The sequence below is a fragment of the Mesorhizobium sp. M2A.F.Ca.ET.042.01.1.1 genome, from assembly GCF_003997405.1.
Taxonomy (GTDB): domain Bacteria; phylum Pseudomonadota; class Alphaproteobacteria; order Rhizobiales; family Rhizobiaceae; genus Mesorhizobium.
Window position 1 is genome coordinate 39,213 of the sequence record NZ_RZRX01000011.1, and the last position, 14,659, is coordinate 53,871.

General features: G+C 59.5%; 10 protein-coding genes and 2 pseudogenes. 5 read left to right on the top strand and 7 right to left on the bottom strand.

The genetic code is table 11. The annotated features are described in order from the left end of the window. The first annotated feature begins 38 nt into the window (after window positions 1–38). The 3 genes from EOA23_RS03405 to EOA23_RS03415 all read left to right on the top strand — a co-directional run bounded on the left by EOA23_RS03405 (window position 39) and on the right by EOA23_RS03415 (window position 3,988). Window positions 39–1,460, top strand: coding sequence for a type II and III secretion system protein family protein (locus tag EOA23_RS03405; RefSeq protein ID WP_050580548.1), 1,422 nt, complete (start codon window positions 39–41; stop codon window positions 1,458–1,460). A 12-nt stretch (window positions 1,461–1,472) separates the two neighbouring features. Then, window positions 1,473–2,033, top strand: coding sequence for a CpaD family pilus assembly lipoprotein (locus tag EOA23_RS03410; protein ID WP_063169261.1), 561 nt, complete (start codon window positions 1,473–1,475; stop codon window positions 2,031–2,033). Between the two features lie 83 nt (window positions 2,034–2,116). Continuing rightward, entirely contained in the window at window positions 2,117–3,988 is a 1,872-nt protein-coding gene (locus EOA23_RS03415; protein WP_126080682.1) for an acyltransferase family protein, read from the top strand. 482 nt (window positions 3,989–4,470) lie between these two features. On the opposite strand, the gene EOA23_RS03420 is transcribed toward EOA23_RS03415, so the two are convergent. After that, window positions 4,471–5,610, bottom strand: coding sequence for a porin (locus tag EOA23_RS03420; RefSeq protein ID WP_126063922.1), 1,140 nt, complete (start codon window positions 5,608–5,610; stop codon window positions 4,471–4,473). Between the two features lie 682 nt (window positions 5,611–6,292). Here EOA23_RS03420 and EOA23_RS03425 point away from each other — a divergent pair. Continuing rightward, on the top strand, window positions 6,293–6,649 hold the full coding sequence (locus EOA23_RS03425) for a hypothetical protein (RefSeq protein WP_024505577.1): 357 nt from the start codon (window positions 6,293–6,295) through the stop codon (window positions 6,647–6,649). A 470-nt stretch (window positions 6,650–7,119) separates the two neighbouring features. Beyond that, window positions 7,120–8,446: pseudogene (hemN, locus tag EOA23_RS03430) on the top strand (oxygen-independent coproporphyrinogen III oxidase). Window positions 8,447–8,680: 234 nt separating this feature from the next. Here the strand turns inward: hemN and EOA23_RS03435 are convergent. The 6 genes and pseudogenes from EOA23_RS03435 to EOA23_RS36300 form a co-directional block, all read right to left on the bottom strand. Further along, on the bottom strand, window positions 8,681–10,324 hold the full coding sequence (locus tag EOA23_RS03435) for an MFS transporter (protein ID WP_126063923.1): 1,644 nt from the start codon (window positions 10,322–10,324) through the stop codon (window positions 8,681–8,683). Window positions 10,325–10,497: 173 nt separating this feature from the next. Beyond that, window positions 10,498–11,481 (bottom strand): beta-ketoacyl-ACP synthase III, encoded by a 984-nt coding sequence (locus tag EOA23_RS03440; RefSeq protein WP_126063924.1) that lies wholly within the window; start codon window positions 11,479–11,481, stop codon window positions 10,498–10,500. Next, window positions 11,478–12,743: an adenosylmethionine--8-amino-7-oxononanoate transaminase gene (locus tag EOA23_RS03445; RefSeq protein ID WP_126080683.1), complete on the bottom strand. Its 1,266-nt coding sequence runs from the start codon at window positions 12,741–12,743 to the stop codon at window positions 11,478–11,480. Before EOA23_RS03445 ends, EOA23_RS03440 begins: the two co-directional genes overlap by 4 nt. Next, complete coding sequence (gene bioD, locus EOA23_RS03450) at window positions 12,743–13,378, bottom strand: dethiobiotin synthase (protein ID WP_063169254.1); 636 nt, start codon at window positions 13,376–13,378, stop codon at window positions 12,743–12,745. Before bioD ends, EOA23_RS03445 begins: the two co-directional genes overlap by 1 nt. Continuing rightward, window positions 13,375–14,514, bottom strand: coding sequence for an 8-amino-7-oxononanoate synthase (locus EOA23_RS03455; RefSeq protein ID WP_024505572.1), 1,140 nt, complete (start codon window positions 14,512–14,514; stop codon window positions 13,375–13,377). Before EOA23_RS03455 ends, bioD begins: the two co-directional genes overlap by 4 nt. Continuing rightward, a pseudogene (locus EOA23_RS36300) lies at window positions 14,511–14,659 on the bottom strand (biotin synthase); the annotation flags it as partial. The pseudogene EOA23_RS36300 and the gene EOA23_RS03455, both read right to left, overlap by 4 nt.

Here is a 14,659-nt window from a genome sequence, read left to right on the forward strand (position 1 = left end):
TCCTTCAACATCCTTGCCATGCGCTCAATTGGCGGGCGATCGCCAACAAGGTTACAAGACCTGCAGTTCCCCGTTACCTGGGCCATCTCCTCTGCGCGCTTATTGTGACTTTCCCACTTGGTGTCGCGGCGCAAAACAAGCAGGACAAAGGCCCGCCGCATGCGGCTTCGAATAGCATCAACGCCACGCTGACCCTTTCCTCTTCGCTCGGGGAGACCGTTCATCTGCCCGCGCCAGCCACGACCATCTTTGTTGCTGACCCCACGATCGCGGATTTTCAGGCGCCATCGAGCAAAACAATCTTCGTCTTTGGCAAGAAATCGGGGCGGACCAGCCTATTCGCCTTGGATGGCAATGGCGAGCCTCTCGCCGAATTGCGTATCGTTGTCACGCAACCGATCGGGGATTTACGCGCCATGTTGCGGGAGCAGGTCGGCGACTATCCCATCCGCGTCAACTATACGCCGCGCGGCGCAATCCTTAGCGGGACGGCGCCCGACGCAGAGGTCGCCGACACCGCAAAAAGAGTCACTGAGCAATATCTGGGCGACGGAGCGCAAGTCGTCAACAACATCAAGGTCGCTGGATCCCTGCAAGTTAACCTCAGCGTGCGCGTAGCCGAAGTCTCACGCAGCGCCATGAAGTCACTCGGCGTCAACTTGTCCGCCTTCGGTCAAATCGGCAATTTCAAAGTGGGCGTTCTAAGCGGAAGCGCTGCAAGCGCTGGGTCTGGTTCAACCCAGGGTGGCGGTACAGCAGAAATCGGATTCGACAACGGTGCCGTCAACGTCAGCGCGGTTCTCGACGCGCTCGCCAAGGAGCATATAGCTTCCGTCCTGGCTGAGCCGAACCTCACCGCTATGTCGGGTGAAAAGGCCAGCTTTCTCGCGGGCGGCGAATTTCCCATTCCTGTCCTGCAGGAAAACAGGCAGGTATCGGTTGAATTCCGTCACTTCGGCGTCAGTCTGGAATTTGTGCCGACAGTTCTCAGCAACAATCAAATCAACATTCACGTAACGCCCGAAGTCAGTGAACTGTCGACGCAAGGTGCCGTGCAAATCAACGGAATTTCCGTGCCGGCAGTTTCCACGCGCCGAGCCGATACGGTCGTCGAACTCGCCAGCGGCCAGAGCTTCGCAATCGGCGGTCTAATCAGGCGGAACGTCAACAATGATGTCAGGGCCTTTCCCTGGCTCGGAGAACTGCCGATCCTGGGACCGCTTTTTCGCTCGACCTCGTTTCAAAAAGAGGAGTCAGAACTGGTCATTCTAGTTACGCCTTACATTGTAAGACCAGGCTCCAACCCAAACCAGATGAGCGCACCGACCGAGCGGGCGGCACCGGCTTTGAACGGAGGGGGCGCTCCGACGAATTCCGTGACAAGTCCCCCGCGAGACCGCGCTGCTATCCGTGCGGGCGCGCCAAGCGCCCAGGGCGGTCTCGGCTTCATCATCGAATAGTGTCATCCAAAGATGTTGCGTTTTATAATCCTCTTTGTCGCTCTGGCACCAAGCGTAAGTGGCTGCACAAGCACTACGCCAGTTGATGTCGAACCATCGGCACCAATGCTTGTCCGAGAGGAGACCACCGTCCTGACGTTGCAAAGCCTGCGCGCTTCCGAACGGCAGCGTTTGCGTGTTTTCCTAGACAAGGCCAGTCGCGGCCGGTTCGATGCCATCCACCTCCTCATCAGCGGTTCGCCCCAGCTCAGCGCAGGGGTAGCCCATCAGGCCAGGCAGTTGGCAATCGAAGAAGACAACATTCAATTGCGCGATCAACACGACGCCGGCTCAGTGCGAATTGAGGCGATTGTCTATCACGCCCGTCCGCCGGTCTGTCCCTCATATGGTGCCTTACCCAATGAAGAATCCTTCAAACAGCCGCTTGGTTGTTCGACAGGACATAACCTGGCCGTGATGGTCAACGATCCGCGCGATCTGCTCGACAATCAGGCCGTCAAGGCCGGCGATGGCGATCGTGCTTCTGTACCAGTTGCAACTTACAGAACATTCGGGACGGATAAAGGTGGCTGATACCGCCCTTATCTCGGCAGCACTCCTACCGGAGATTGAAAGCTTCCAATCGCGTCCTGATCTAAAATAAAAGGAACCGCTGGATGCAATATAGGCGCTATATCGAGGGCCTTAGGGCCGTTGCTGTACTTCCGGTCGTACTCTTTCATTTCGGAATTTCGGCGATCCCGGGTGGCTTTAGCGGGGTCGATATCTTCTTCGTCATCTCCGGCTACCTAACCAGCGGAAGCCTCCTGGATGACCTTGAACGCGGCCAATTTTCCATCGTCAACTTCTACTGGCGCCGTGCCCGGCGCATTCTGCCGGCGCTCGTCTTTGTGATGCTTCTCACCTGCATTGCAGCATTGTTCATTCTTCTGCCACCGGATCTGCGCGGATTCAGTCTTAGCATCATAGCTACCTCGACCTTCTGGTCGAACGTTTTCTTCTGGAAAACGTCAAGTTACTTCTCTATCGATGCCGCGCTTCTACCACTGTTGCACACTTGGCCGCTTTCCGTAGCGGAGCAGTACTACATCTTCGCACCAATCCTGATGTTCCTAATCTATCGCTACATCGGGAAGCGCTGGCTGACGACACTTCTTCCGATAATTCTCTGCAGCTTCGTAGTGGCGGTGATGGCGACATCGCTGGCACCCACCGCCGGATTCTATCTGCTGCCGACCCGAATCTGGGAACTCATGTTGGGCGCCCTGCTCATGCTCAAATGCCCCTCGCCGCTGGGCAACCGATTCCTGATGGAGTCGGTGGGGGTGGCCGGATTTGGCCTTCTCGCCATCGGGTTCTTCGCGATTTCGGCGAGTGATCCGTTCCCAGGCTACAACGCCTTGTATCCATGCATCGGAACGGCCCTTCTGATCTATGTTGGCCAAAATACCCCCTCGACGGTCGCCACCCGCATGCTCGAAGTCCGGCCGCTGGTCTGGATTGGGCTCATCTCGTATTCGTTGTATCTTGTTCACTGGCCTCTCAATGCGTTCGCGCACTATCTTTCGTTCCAAAAACTCGATCCGTTGATGACCGGTGCGATGTTGGTGGCAAGCCTCGCATTGGCTGCATTCTCCTGGAAGTTTGTAGAGCAGCCGTTTCGACAGAAGAGGGCCTTCACCTCCCCGGGGCCTATCTTCGCCTTTTCAGCGCTCGCGATCGTTGTCCTTTGTGCCGGCGGAGCGGCGGGGGCGCTCGGCAATGGCTTTCCGCAACGGTTTCCGGACTATGTCCAGCGGCGCATTTCCGTCGGGGACTGGAGGAATGGCATCTGTTTCAACGAGGGCACCAGCCGGATCGAAAGCTGGAATATGGAGGATTGCACGCGCACCAGCGGTTTTCCAACAACGGTTTTTTTGTGGGGCGACTCCTTCGCCGCGCACTATGTTTCCGGCTTGGGTGCTAACATAAATCGATTGCAGGCGAACATCGTTGAATATACGTACGCCAGCTGCGCGCCGATACTCTATTACTACCCTTACGATCGTCTTGATTGTGTCCGGTTCAATCGCAAGGCCTTGGACGTCATCTTGGAAGCGGACATCAAGACGGTTATCCTCAGCGGTAGATGGAGTGACTATGAGGTCAGAGGTTTCGACGGTCTTCAGCAAACAATCGCTACGCTTCGTGCCCTGGGCGTGCGCGTGTTTGTCATCGGCCAGTCTCCGCAGTTCCCAACTGACGTCCGGAAAATTGCGTTCTTCGCCAAGCGCCAAAATCTGGACGATACGTCCTGGCCGATCGCGATGGACCCCGACATCAACGAACGTGTGCGCTCATTTACCAAAGGCGCCACATTCATCGATCCGCTGAAATTCCTGTGCAGCGCAGGACGCTGCGCCTATTCCGATAGAGGAGAGTTTTTATATTTCGACTATGGTCATTTCTCTTCAGCCGGCGCCACACTGGCAATCTCGAAATACTGGCCGGCTTTTGGCAAGGACAATGCTCTTCCTAAGACGAAGTAGCGGCTCAGCGGCTGACAAGCACCAGTACGGGTCCCAGTGATAGCTCCTGCTTCCGCAGCAGCCGCGACGATGGAGCTGTTCAGGTTTAAGGCCCCCCGATAGTGACCTAGGATGGGTGCTGCCACGCGGCTCGGACTCAGCGTGCATTATCACGTAAATGTTGAGAGAATGAATGGCGCCGCGAAGGGCAATTCCAGCCGTCCAAAGCGACAGGCGTGTCGCGGCCTCGACATTGCAGTGGCGCTTACCTAACACGGCCTCACACTGCCCTCTAAGCGGCCCCGAATTTGAACTGACGGCCCCTGGCCGGTTCATCGGGCAGGTCAAGGGCTAGGTGTAGTACACAGGGCTCATAACTTTCAGTTTCTAGTTGGTACGATGGGCCGTGGACGGTCGATGCAGACTTCAAGATGGCGAACGAAGCTCTCCATGCGTGCGTTGTCGAGGCAAGTGCCTTTGCCATGCTCGCGACTGGAGAGATTTCAAAATGAGCCTTGTAAGCGGAGAATGCCGCCGACGCTGTTCGGCTTGCTCGTGCCCTTGACGGCGGTAGGCTCGGCAGGGCCGAGGCCAGAGTTGCCGTAGTGGTCGTAATCGACCTCGGCTGTGACCGTGAAGCCGGGAACGACCATGTAGGCGACGTTTGCAGCCACACCAGCATCCTTGAGCTGATCACCCGAGACCTGAAGGTTGAACGAAGTTTTCTCGTCAAACTCGTAGGTGGCGCCCGCCCAGAAAGCCCACTGGCCGTTCCAGATTTTGTACGAGCCGCGCCCATGATTGGCAATTGCGCCGTTTGAGTCCTCGTTGAGACTGGCATTGGAACCGTAGCCGAAGAGTCCAAACAGCGACAGCTGGTTTGTGACAGCGACGTCGACGCGGATCTTGCCGGCAAAAGCTTCGTAATTGCTGTCATAAGCCGCGACGCCGGTGATCGAGCCCCAGCCTTGCGTGTATTTCAAGCCGGCGACAACGTGCGGAATATAGCTGTCGATAGTACCGGCTGAGCCCGATCCTTGTTCGAGCGAAATCACAGTCGAAATGCCGTTGCCGGCGTCGAAGTGGTACTGAGCCACGTTGGTGTCGAAGCCGGCCGACGGAACGAGCATACTATCGAGAACGTCGCCAGCGTAGCTTACAAACGTATCGAAGGCCGACCCCTCCTTGCCAACTCGCAGGCCTCCCAGCTCGACCCAGGCAGAAGCCAGTGCGAGGCCGCTGTTGAAATCATAGTTCTGAGGACTGTCATGCGAGTTAGCGCTGTTGCCAAAATTCACGTGGGTTTCGGTATAGGTCGTCAACGCGCCGAGCTCGGTCTGCTGGCCGGTCCAAGTTTTGAACGTGAAGCGTGTGCTGTTTCGCCAAGTGCCTTGGTCCTCGCCAGTTCTCACGTCCGAGGTTCTTGCGCTGTCATACGATCGGACGTCACCCAGGCCGATATCGTAACGGACATAGCCGCCGATGCGCAGGCAGGTCTCGGTGTTGGGAATATAGGAATATCCCGAGCCGAGGACGTCGCAGATCTTGATGTACTCGGCCGGTTCCCGCTCGGCGCCAGCTGCTCGACCGACGGAAACGGTCATCAGAGCAGTTAAGCCGAGAAGAGGACTCTTGATGTACATGTCTAGATCTCCATGAAGGAATAAAAAGGATAGAGGCGAAAGAGCAAGCTTTTCCTCTAAATTTTGTGCGTGTTGTCTCCAATATGTGGACGCCAAAGCGCTTGACACGAGAGGTGAGCCAGCGTAAAAGCCACATGTACTTATAATAGTGTTTTCTGTTAGGAGATTCATTATCGTTTACATGTGAAACACTCCGGTCGGACCGCTGCAGCTCTCCGAAATAGAGCAGCAAGCGACATGCCAACCTGAAGCGTAAATGCGGCCGACACCAAAATCGGGCCGACGCGCCTTCGTCTCGCTGGAATCACTTTTTTTGAGGGTCACTGCGAAAAGCAATGTGCGACACGGTTCGCCATGTTCGATATGTGACAGTCTCGTTTAACAGCGACGGCTTCCCGTCTGACCGCAACGGAGGCCGCGCCATGCGCTACCGAGAAGGATCACTGCGCGTACGCTCCGCAAGGGCTGCGCCAGGAACAGAGGGCGTGCGCGTCCGAGGCGTCGCATGGTGGCCGCAGCACCTTTTCGCCGCTGTAAGTTCGCCGTGCAGGTACATTGCGCGGCCGGAAGCGAGAGGGAGCGCACCCTGAAACGGCTGCCTACGGCTCGCCTCGAGTAATTGGCGATGAACAGCATTCTCGAGAACTTAGTCTCGACGGAAAGAGCAACGAAAGGAAGCCGCTTGGACGAGCACGATCCGAAGGAAGAACCGATCGAGACCATTTTCCGCAACGGCACAATCACTGCCGTGGGTATCCTGCTTGCCTTTTCGCTCGGCTTCCTCACTCATTGGGCCGCGAACCCCTTGCCATGGCAACTCTACGATCTGTTCGCCGTAGTGCCGATCCTGCTCGGCATCGCACTGCAGATGAGAGCGCTGTCCATGCTGCTCGACATGAGTTCCTTGCGGCGCCCCATCTACGAACGCGCCAATCGCATTTTCATGGTCGGCCTCATCCAGACCGCGTGTGGCGTCGGCATGGCCATCTTGGTCGATCTTTTCGGGATATCGGTAGGGGGCACGCTGCCCGGCGCTTGACGACAAGCCACACCGCCGCTCTTCGCTCGAAGCGACGTCAAGCCGGGGAACCTTGTGCACCCCCTAGCGGCGTCCTCCTTTCATCAAATGAGCCGACGTCAGCTTTAGAGCGTCTCGGTGGCTAAAGCCGGTATGGTTTTTCGGCCGGCAGGGAAGGCCGCTGGCTGGACCTGGATGGCGTCTGAACGAGGCTTGACAGGTCCGTTGCGTCGGACATGAATTTCGCATTGCAAAGTTCTTCCGCAGACGCCTCAAGCACACTGCACTGGCGTCACGTACTACTCAGACGTTGAATGCGGCACCGCACCATCACCTCAGGCGCAACCATGGCACGCGCGCTCCCCGGCGTGGTTGACCCCATCCTGTCCAAACGAGACTGCGACATAAGCGGGACGCACTGACTTAGGTCAGAGACCAGGACGAGCGCGCAACGAAAGAATGATGGATCAGCGACGTGGGATGACAGCTCCTTGCACACCTCAATCCTGACAAAGTACCGGGACCCCCGGCCGCCTTGGTATACCATCTATCCGACTGTGCCAGACTTCTCTGCGGCAGTTGGTGCTGACGATTATGAGGAATGGCTGGGGGGCCTCCCGGCCGACGAATCGGTGTCGCTCTATTTCCACATTCCGTTTTGCCGATCCATGTGCTGGTATTGCGGCTTCCCTACCGCGGTCATCCGTCGCAACGGCCCGATCCTTAATTATTTAGCGGTGCTGCGTCAGGAGATCAGTTTGGTGTCGGAGCAAGTGCGGCAAGGGCTGCCGGTGAGCGATGTGCATTTCGGCGCGGAACGCCTCACCTTATCGGGCCAGCCGAGCACTTGGCGCTGATGGAATTTCTACGCCGCCACTTCGCTTTCAGCAAAACTGCTGCGATCACCGTGGAGATCGATCCCCGAACGTTCACACCGGAAATGGCCGAAGCCTTGGCAGCTAACGGTGTCAACCGCGCGAGCATCGGCGTGCAGAGCTTTGATCCCGATGTGCAAAGGCGATCAATCGGATCCAGAGTAAGGTGCAGACGGCCGCTGCAGTCCAAAATCTCCGCCGGCATGGCGTTGGCCATATCAACTTCGACCTCATCTTCGGTCTACCGAAACAGACTGTGCAGTCCTGCATCCAGACCGCGATGGCTGCGGTCGCCATGCGCCCCAACCGGCTTGCGGTGTTCGGATACGCGCATATTCCTTCCGTGATAAAGAACCAGCGCCTATCGAGCAGGCAGGTCTACCGGACGGCGATCTTCGCGCCGAACAGGCTGCAGCTGTCGCCGAGACACTGGTTGGCGCTGGCTACCGGGAGATCGGGCTCGATCATTTCGCTCCGCCGGACGACGAACTCGCGCTAGCGCAGAAGACCGGGCGCGCCTACGGCGTAATTCGCTGGGATACTCGGCCGATACTTGCAAAACGTGATCGGCTTAGGCGCGTCGGCTATTGGCCGAGTCCGCGAGGGGTATGTTCAGAACGAAGTAACACGGGATTCTTACGCCCGGCACATCGCAAGTGGACGTCTGGCGACATCAAAGGGTCACCGTCTGACCGACGATGACCGGGTGCGCGCAGCGATCATCGAGCGACTGATGTGCGATTTGGAGGCCGACGTGCCGACCATCTGTGCCGCCCACGAAATCGAACCAGCTCGTTTTCTCGATTCAGTTGAGAGTTTGGTGACGCTGGCTGAGGAGGGGATCCTGGACGTCGAAAACGGCTTCATCCGCGTGCGGCCGGAGCACCGCTTTGTTGTTCGCGCCGTTGCTGCTGCATTCGATGCTTTTCTCGCGAATCGATGAGTTGAGGCCACGACGCCGAAAGGCATCAAACCTTGTTTGGCGCTCGTCGGCATGGGCTCTCGCAGAAGACTCCGCAAGCGTATGCAGGGGACTTCCACTTGACGCCGCGTTCACCATCATCTCGCCTGGGTGCGCGCGAAAGCGCACAACCCGGAGCACGCTGCTCTCGGTGTGAGGCTGTGCTCTGCAAAGCACCGGTGATCCACCCTGTCCCTGGACAGCAGCTTGATGGCGTCATCTTGGAGGACGAGAAAAGATTGTCGAGGTACGGGTACGAATTGCCTCGGTCGTCCGTTCAATCGAAAGCACTGTCTGCGGAGGCACCTCTCCTTCATGCAGTGACAGGAGATGCTGGGCGACTTCCTTATCTGCTGCGGTGAGTCGATGATTTAGGCGGAGAAAGTCCATCCAGGTGGGGGTGCGGAATGTCTCCGTCCAAAGTGACGGTGTTTGCAGATTTCGCTGGAGCGTCCAGTTTCGTGCACCGGCACGGCTCTGGACGTGTCGCCGCGTGCGCATGGAGCCCAGAAAGGCCTCGATATTTTCCTCCGATATCAAATACTCGACCTTGGCCACGATAGGGCCACTTCTGGGTTTCAGATCGAGAGCCACGTCCGGCGGATGAAAAACTGAACTTTCTTGATCGGTTTCTTCCCAGGGACGGACCGGCAACACGATCCCCGCTGCTGCAACCAGCAACAGAGCGCCTGCGGCGCCCTCCAATGCTAAGGTCAAGGAATAGTTTTGCGCGACAGAACCCCAGATCCAGCTGCCAGCAGCCATACCGCCTGCGCTCAAGGCGTAGTAAATGGAGAGCGTGCGGCCTACAACCCACCTTGGGCTTGCCAACTGCACCGACACGTCAATGCCCGTCCAGGTGATAAGCCAACCCGCTCCGCCGAGCGCCAGCGAAATGGCCGCCACAGGAATCGACGATGTAAGGGCAAGGGAGAGGCAACAGACTGCACAAGCCACAGAGGCGAAGGCCACCAGCCTGTTTTGAGACGTGACCTTCCTCAAGAAGCCGTTGCCCATGCCCGCGATGAAAGCACCCATGCCGAAGCCGGCCAATAAGATACCGTAGACAATTGGCCCACTCTTCAACTGATCCCGGACGACGAGGGGGAGCAACGCCAGAATGGAGATGCTTGCCAATCCGAAAAGAGCGGCTCGGGCGGTCGCTGCCCTGATCTCCAAAGACATCGCAGTAAAGCGCACTCCGTCATGAATTGCCGTCGTCATTCTCTCACGAGGGAGAGGCGAAGAGCGGACCTCCCATTTGGTGCGCCATATCGCGCTTATGGGCGCCAGATCACTCACCGCAGCCAAGGCGAAAGCGGCCAGCGGCCCAAAGACGGCCAGGATCACGCCCCCCAAGGCCGGACCAACGCTGCGCACAATGTTGTATCCGACGGACATAAGCGTCACTGCGGCCGGAATGTCGCGTTTGTGAAGGATATCGCCGACCGAAGCGTGCCAAGCCGGATCATTCAAGGCAAAGCCGCAGCCGGCCAGGAAACCTAACCCGAGAATCAGCCAAGGACTGACAAATCCCAGACCCACAGAAATCATCAGCGTCGTCGACGCCGATGCTATCAGGCAGTGTCCCGCAAACATCACCCACCGGCGGCTGAAGTTGTCGGCAATGGCTCCGGCGAAAACTGAGAGGAAGAACACCGGCAATGTGGATGCGGCCTGGACGAGTGCCACCATGAGGTCGGACGCTGAAATCGTTGCCATAAGCCAACTGATGGCGACCGTTTGCACTAGCCAACCGAGGCTGGAAATCTGGGTGGCCGCCCAAATTGAGCGAAACACCTTGTTTCGAAATGGGGCGAGCGTCTTTGAAACGGGCGGTTGAGGATTTTCGCTCTGCATGAGGTATTGCTGGCCTTCGATGAGCGCTGCGATTTGAGCAAGCGGGTCGATACTTAGACATCGCGGAGCACCGCACGGAACCCAGCTCTATGGAGCTTGCCGGCGACTATTTACGTATTGAGCCATTCTCATAGTCTCATTCATGAGCAGTCCTGTGCGCAAGCATTGCTTTGCTAAATTCCCACCACAAGCGCGCCGCCGCTGAGACCCGCACCCGCTGCCGCCAAGAGGACTTTCTCGCCAGGCCGAAACGGCTGCGCCCGATGGGCCAGCGACAATGAGAGCGGGATCGTCGCGGCGGAAGAGTTGCCATATTCGGCGATCGTCTTGACGATCGAGTGATCAGCGATGCCGAGGTTCCTGCCGACCGCGTCGAAAATGCGCGCATTGGCCTGATGCGGCACGAAACGATCGAGGTCTTGCGGCCTCAGTCGGGCAGCAGTGAGCGCATCTCTCGAGCAGGCGGTCATCATCTCCACGGCCTTGCTGAATACTTCACGGCCGTCAGTGATCGTCATCCGTGTCTGCGCGAGGTCGAGGTCGGCATGGAACGGAGTGTTGCTTCCCCCGGCGGGAATCTGGATTAGCCCGTAGCGCGAGCCGTCGGAATCCACCGAAGCGCCGAGAATGCCTCGATCCGGGTCATCGCAAGGACTGATCACCATGGCGCCGGCGGCATCGGCAAACAGCACGGCGCTGGCGCGCTCGGCCAAATTGATGCGGTGGCTGAGGATGTTGGCGGCGATGACAAGGCTCGCTTTGCCGTGCAGGCGGGTGAACCCGTCGGCGAACATCAGCGCATAGATGAAGCCGGCGCAGGCGCCGGTCAGGTCGATCGCTCCGGCGCGGCCTAGCCCCAGCCGATGTGCGACCAGCGGCGCGCTTGGCGGCAGAAGGTGATCGGGCGTCGACGTGGCGAGCAAGAGTAGACCGACGTCGCCGCGGTCGATACCGGCATTGGTCAGCGCCATGTCGCCGGCAGAGGCGGCAAGGCCCGACAGCGTGTCTTCGTCTGTTGCCCAGAAGCGCGAGCGAATTCCGGTGCGCCGCTCGATCCAGCCGGGCTCAAGCCCGAGCCGGTCTTCGATTTCCGGGTTCTCGACCTTGCGCGCCGGCGCATGATGGCCGAAGCCGAGAACGCGCGACGATAGGTTCATGGCCGCGAGCCGAAGCGTTCGCCGGCCTCCTCTATCGCGTCATAGAGCCCGCCCAATTCGTCGCTGGTGATGCAATAGGGCGGTAGAAGATAGAGGACATTGCCGAGCGGGCGCACAAGTAGCCCCCGCTCAAGGAAAAAAGCGCGCAGTTTTGGCCCGATCTCGGCCAGATAACCGGCTGAGCCGGTGCGTAGGTCGAGTGCCGCGATGGTGCCGGTTGTCCGGCAGTCGGTGAAATATGGATTGACCCGGAAGCGTTGCAGCCCGGCGGCCTGCCTCGCGCTCAAGACCGCGATCCGCTCGGCCACCGGCTCGTCACGCCAGATCTCGACATTGGCAAGTGCTGCCGCGCAGGCGATCGGATTGGCGGTGTAGGAGCTCGAATGGAAAAACGTCTTCTTGCGATCCTCCGAAAAGTGAGCGTGGAAGATGGCATCGGTGGCGATCGTGGCGGCCAGCGGGATGGTACCACCGGTCAGACCTTTCGAGGTGCACAAGATGTCGGGCGAGACGGACGCCTGTTCGCAGGCAAACATGGTTCCGGTGCGCCCCCAGCCGGTCATCACTTCATCGGCGATCAGCAGCGTGCCGGAGGCTTCGGCGATCCTCTTCAATTCGGCAAGAACCCAGGCCGGATACATCAGCATGCCGCCGGCGCCAAGCACCAGCGGCTCGACGATCAGCGCGGCTGCGCGCCGGTCGCGGCTAACGGCCTCGAACCGATCCAGCGTTTCCTGCTCGCGCCCGGCGGCCGGGAAGGGGATGGCGTCGACCTCGAACAGCAAAGGATCATAGGCGGCGTTGAAGACGCCGCGGGCGCCGACGCTCATCGCCCCGATCGTGTCGCCATGATAGCTGTGCTCCATGACGGCGATGCGCGAACGCGGCGCGCCGATGTTGCGGAAATAGCCGAGCGCCATCTTCAGCGCGACTTCGACTGAGGTGGAGCCACTGTCGGAATAGAACACCCGGTCGAGGCCGGCGGGTGCGATGCCGATAAGCGCCTCGGCCAGCCGTTCGGCCGGCTCGTGGGTGAAGCCCGCGAAGATGATCTGGTCGAGGCTCGACGCGGTCGTCTCGATGGCCTTCATGATGCGGGGGTGGCGATGGCCATGGGTGACGACCCACCAGGAAGAAATCGCATCGAGGATGCGGAAGCCGTCGGCCTTGTGGAGATAGGCGCCTTCAGTCAGCACGATTTCAGGGACCGAGGGCTCTAGCGCGTGCTGCGTGAACGGATGCCAGACTCGAGACTCCGCCATCAGTCGCCTCCGGCAATCATGGCCAGGTCGAAGCCGGAAATCATTGCATCTCTCAACGTTTCACCCGTCAGCGGACCGAGGTGCGGCAGCCTGCCCAGCTGCGGCACGCCGCCGAATTCCACGATTGTCCTTTGTGTATCGGCCACCTCTTCGCCAATGAAGGCAATGCCGATGAGCGGGATGGAGCGGGCTCTCAGGGCCTCGATCGACAACAGCGTATGATTGATGGTGCCAAGCGCGGTGCGGGCGCACAGTATGACCGGCAGCCGCCATTGTTCGAATATGTCAATGAACCTTGTCTGTCGATTGAGCGGCACCATCAGCCCGCCGGCGCCTTCGATGACGAGCGGTGTCGGCAGGACCGGAAATGAAAGATCGTCGGCCTCGATCGCGACGCCGTCGATTTCGGCTGATCGATGCGGCGACAGCGGCATCGTCAGTCGATAGACTTCGGGCAGCACGCGTCCGTCGGGCAAGCCGGAAAGCCGGGCGACGACCTCGCTGTCGGTCTCCTCGTTGAGGCCCGATTGCACCGGCTTCCAGTAGAAGCCGTCGAGCAGCCCGGCAAGTCCGGCCGAAAACACTGTCTTGCCAATTCCAGTGTCTGTTCCGGTGACGACGATGCGTTTGGTCATGCTGTGGCCAACACTCCGACGAGAGCCTCGACCATGGCGGAAATGTCGGCTTCGTCGACGTTGAGAGTCAGCGAAATGCGCAGGCGCGACGTACCCTCAGGCACTGTCGGCGGGCGAATGCCGCGTATGTCGAAGCCGCGTGCCTGCAGTCCTGCCGCCACCGCCATGGTGCGGCTGTTATCGCCGATCACAAGCGGCTGGATCTGCGAACCGCTGGGCATCACGCCGCAGCGTTCGGCCAATTGCCGGCTCGCGAAAGCGACACGCTCGTGCAACTGAGCACGACGCATAGGCTCGTCAGACAGAATAGTCAGCGCCTCACGTGCCGCGACTGCCATCAGCGGCGATGGTGCGGTCGCATAGATGAATGGCCGGCACCGGTTGATAAGATAGTCGCACAGTGTTCGCGGTCCGGTAACGAGCGCGCCGGATGCGCCAAGCGCCTTGCCGCATGTGTGGAGCGTGACGATGTTGTCGCGGCCTTCATACGCGGCGGCCAGTCCCCGGCCGTCCGGTCCCCAGACGCCGGTGGCATGCGCTTCATCGACGACGATGAATGCCTGGTACCGATCAGCCAGCGCGACCAGGCTCTCCATCGGCGCACGGTCGCCATCCATGCTGTAAAGGCTTTCGAAGGCGATCCACACCCGCCCCATGCCGCCTTCGGCGCGCCAGCGGGTGATTGCGTCCTCGACAGCGTCGACGTCGTTGTGCGCGGCCAGCTTGAACTCAGCGCGCCCGGCCTGGGCACCCTCATGCATGCTGGCATGAGCGAGCTCGTCGAGGACCAGCAGGTCGCCTTTCTGCGGCAGGGCCGTCAGCAGAGCGAAGTTGGCGATATAGCCGCTGCCGAAGAACAGTGCACGCTCGGCTCCGAAAAATGCCGCTGCGTCCGCCTCCAGTTGCTCATGTTCCGGTGCATTGCCGCGCAACAGCCGCGATCCGGTGGCGCCCACTGGCGTGCCCCGCGCAATCGCCGTCGAAACCGCATCGCCCAGTCTTTTGGAGGCGGCAAGTCCGATATAGTCGTTCGACGAGAAGTCGAGCCCGGCGCGCGGTGCGAGCGTCCGCAACCGGTCCTTGCGCCCCAGTCCCCGCAAGGTTGCGTCATAGCGGGCAAGAATTGCCTCCTTCATTGCGTGGCGAGTTCCATAGGCTCAATGCCGAGGCGCCGGAACAGAAGGGTATCCTTGTCCTCGCCGGGATTTCCCGCCGTCAGCAGCGTGTCGCCGACAAAGATCGAATTGGCCCCGGCAAAGAAGCACAGCGCCTGCGTTTCGT

Coding starts and splice junctions, on each gene's coding strand:
- bioD (WP_063169254.1), bottom strand. CDS start 13,378: ATGACCAAACGCATCGTCGTCACCGGAACAGACACTGGAATTGGCAAG.
- EOA23_RS03415 (WP_126080682.1), top strand. CDS start 2,117: ATGCAATATAGGCGCTATATCGAGGGCCTTAGGGCCGTTGCTGTACTT.
- EOA23_RS03445 (WP_126080683.1), bottom strand. CDS start 12,743: ATGGCGGAGTCTCGAGTCTGGCATCCGTTCACGCAGCACGCGCTAGAG.
- EOA23_RS03440 (WP_126063924.1), bottom strand. CDS start 11,481: ATGAACCTATCGTCGCGCGTTCTCGGCTTCGGCCATCATGCGCCGGCG.
- EOA23_RS03410 (WP_063169261.1), top strand. CDS start 1,473: ATGTTGCGTTTTATAATCCTCTTTGTCGCTCTGGCACCAAGCGTAAGT.
- EOA23_RS03455 (WP_024505572.1), bottom strand. CDS start 14,514: ATGAAGGAGGCAATTCTTGCCCGCTATGACGCAACCTTGCGGGGACTG.
- EOA23_RS03435 (WP_126063923.1), bottom strand. CDS start 10,324: ATGCAGAGCGAAAATCCTCAACCGCCCGTTTCAAAGACGCTCGCCCCA.
- EOA23_RS03420 (WP_126063922.1), bottom strand. CDS start 5,610: ATGTACATCAAGAGTCCTCTTCTCGGCTTAACTGCTCTGATGACCGTT.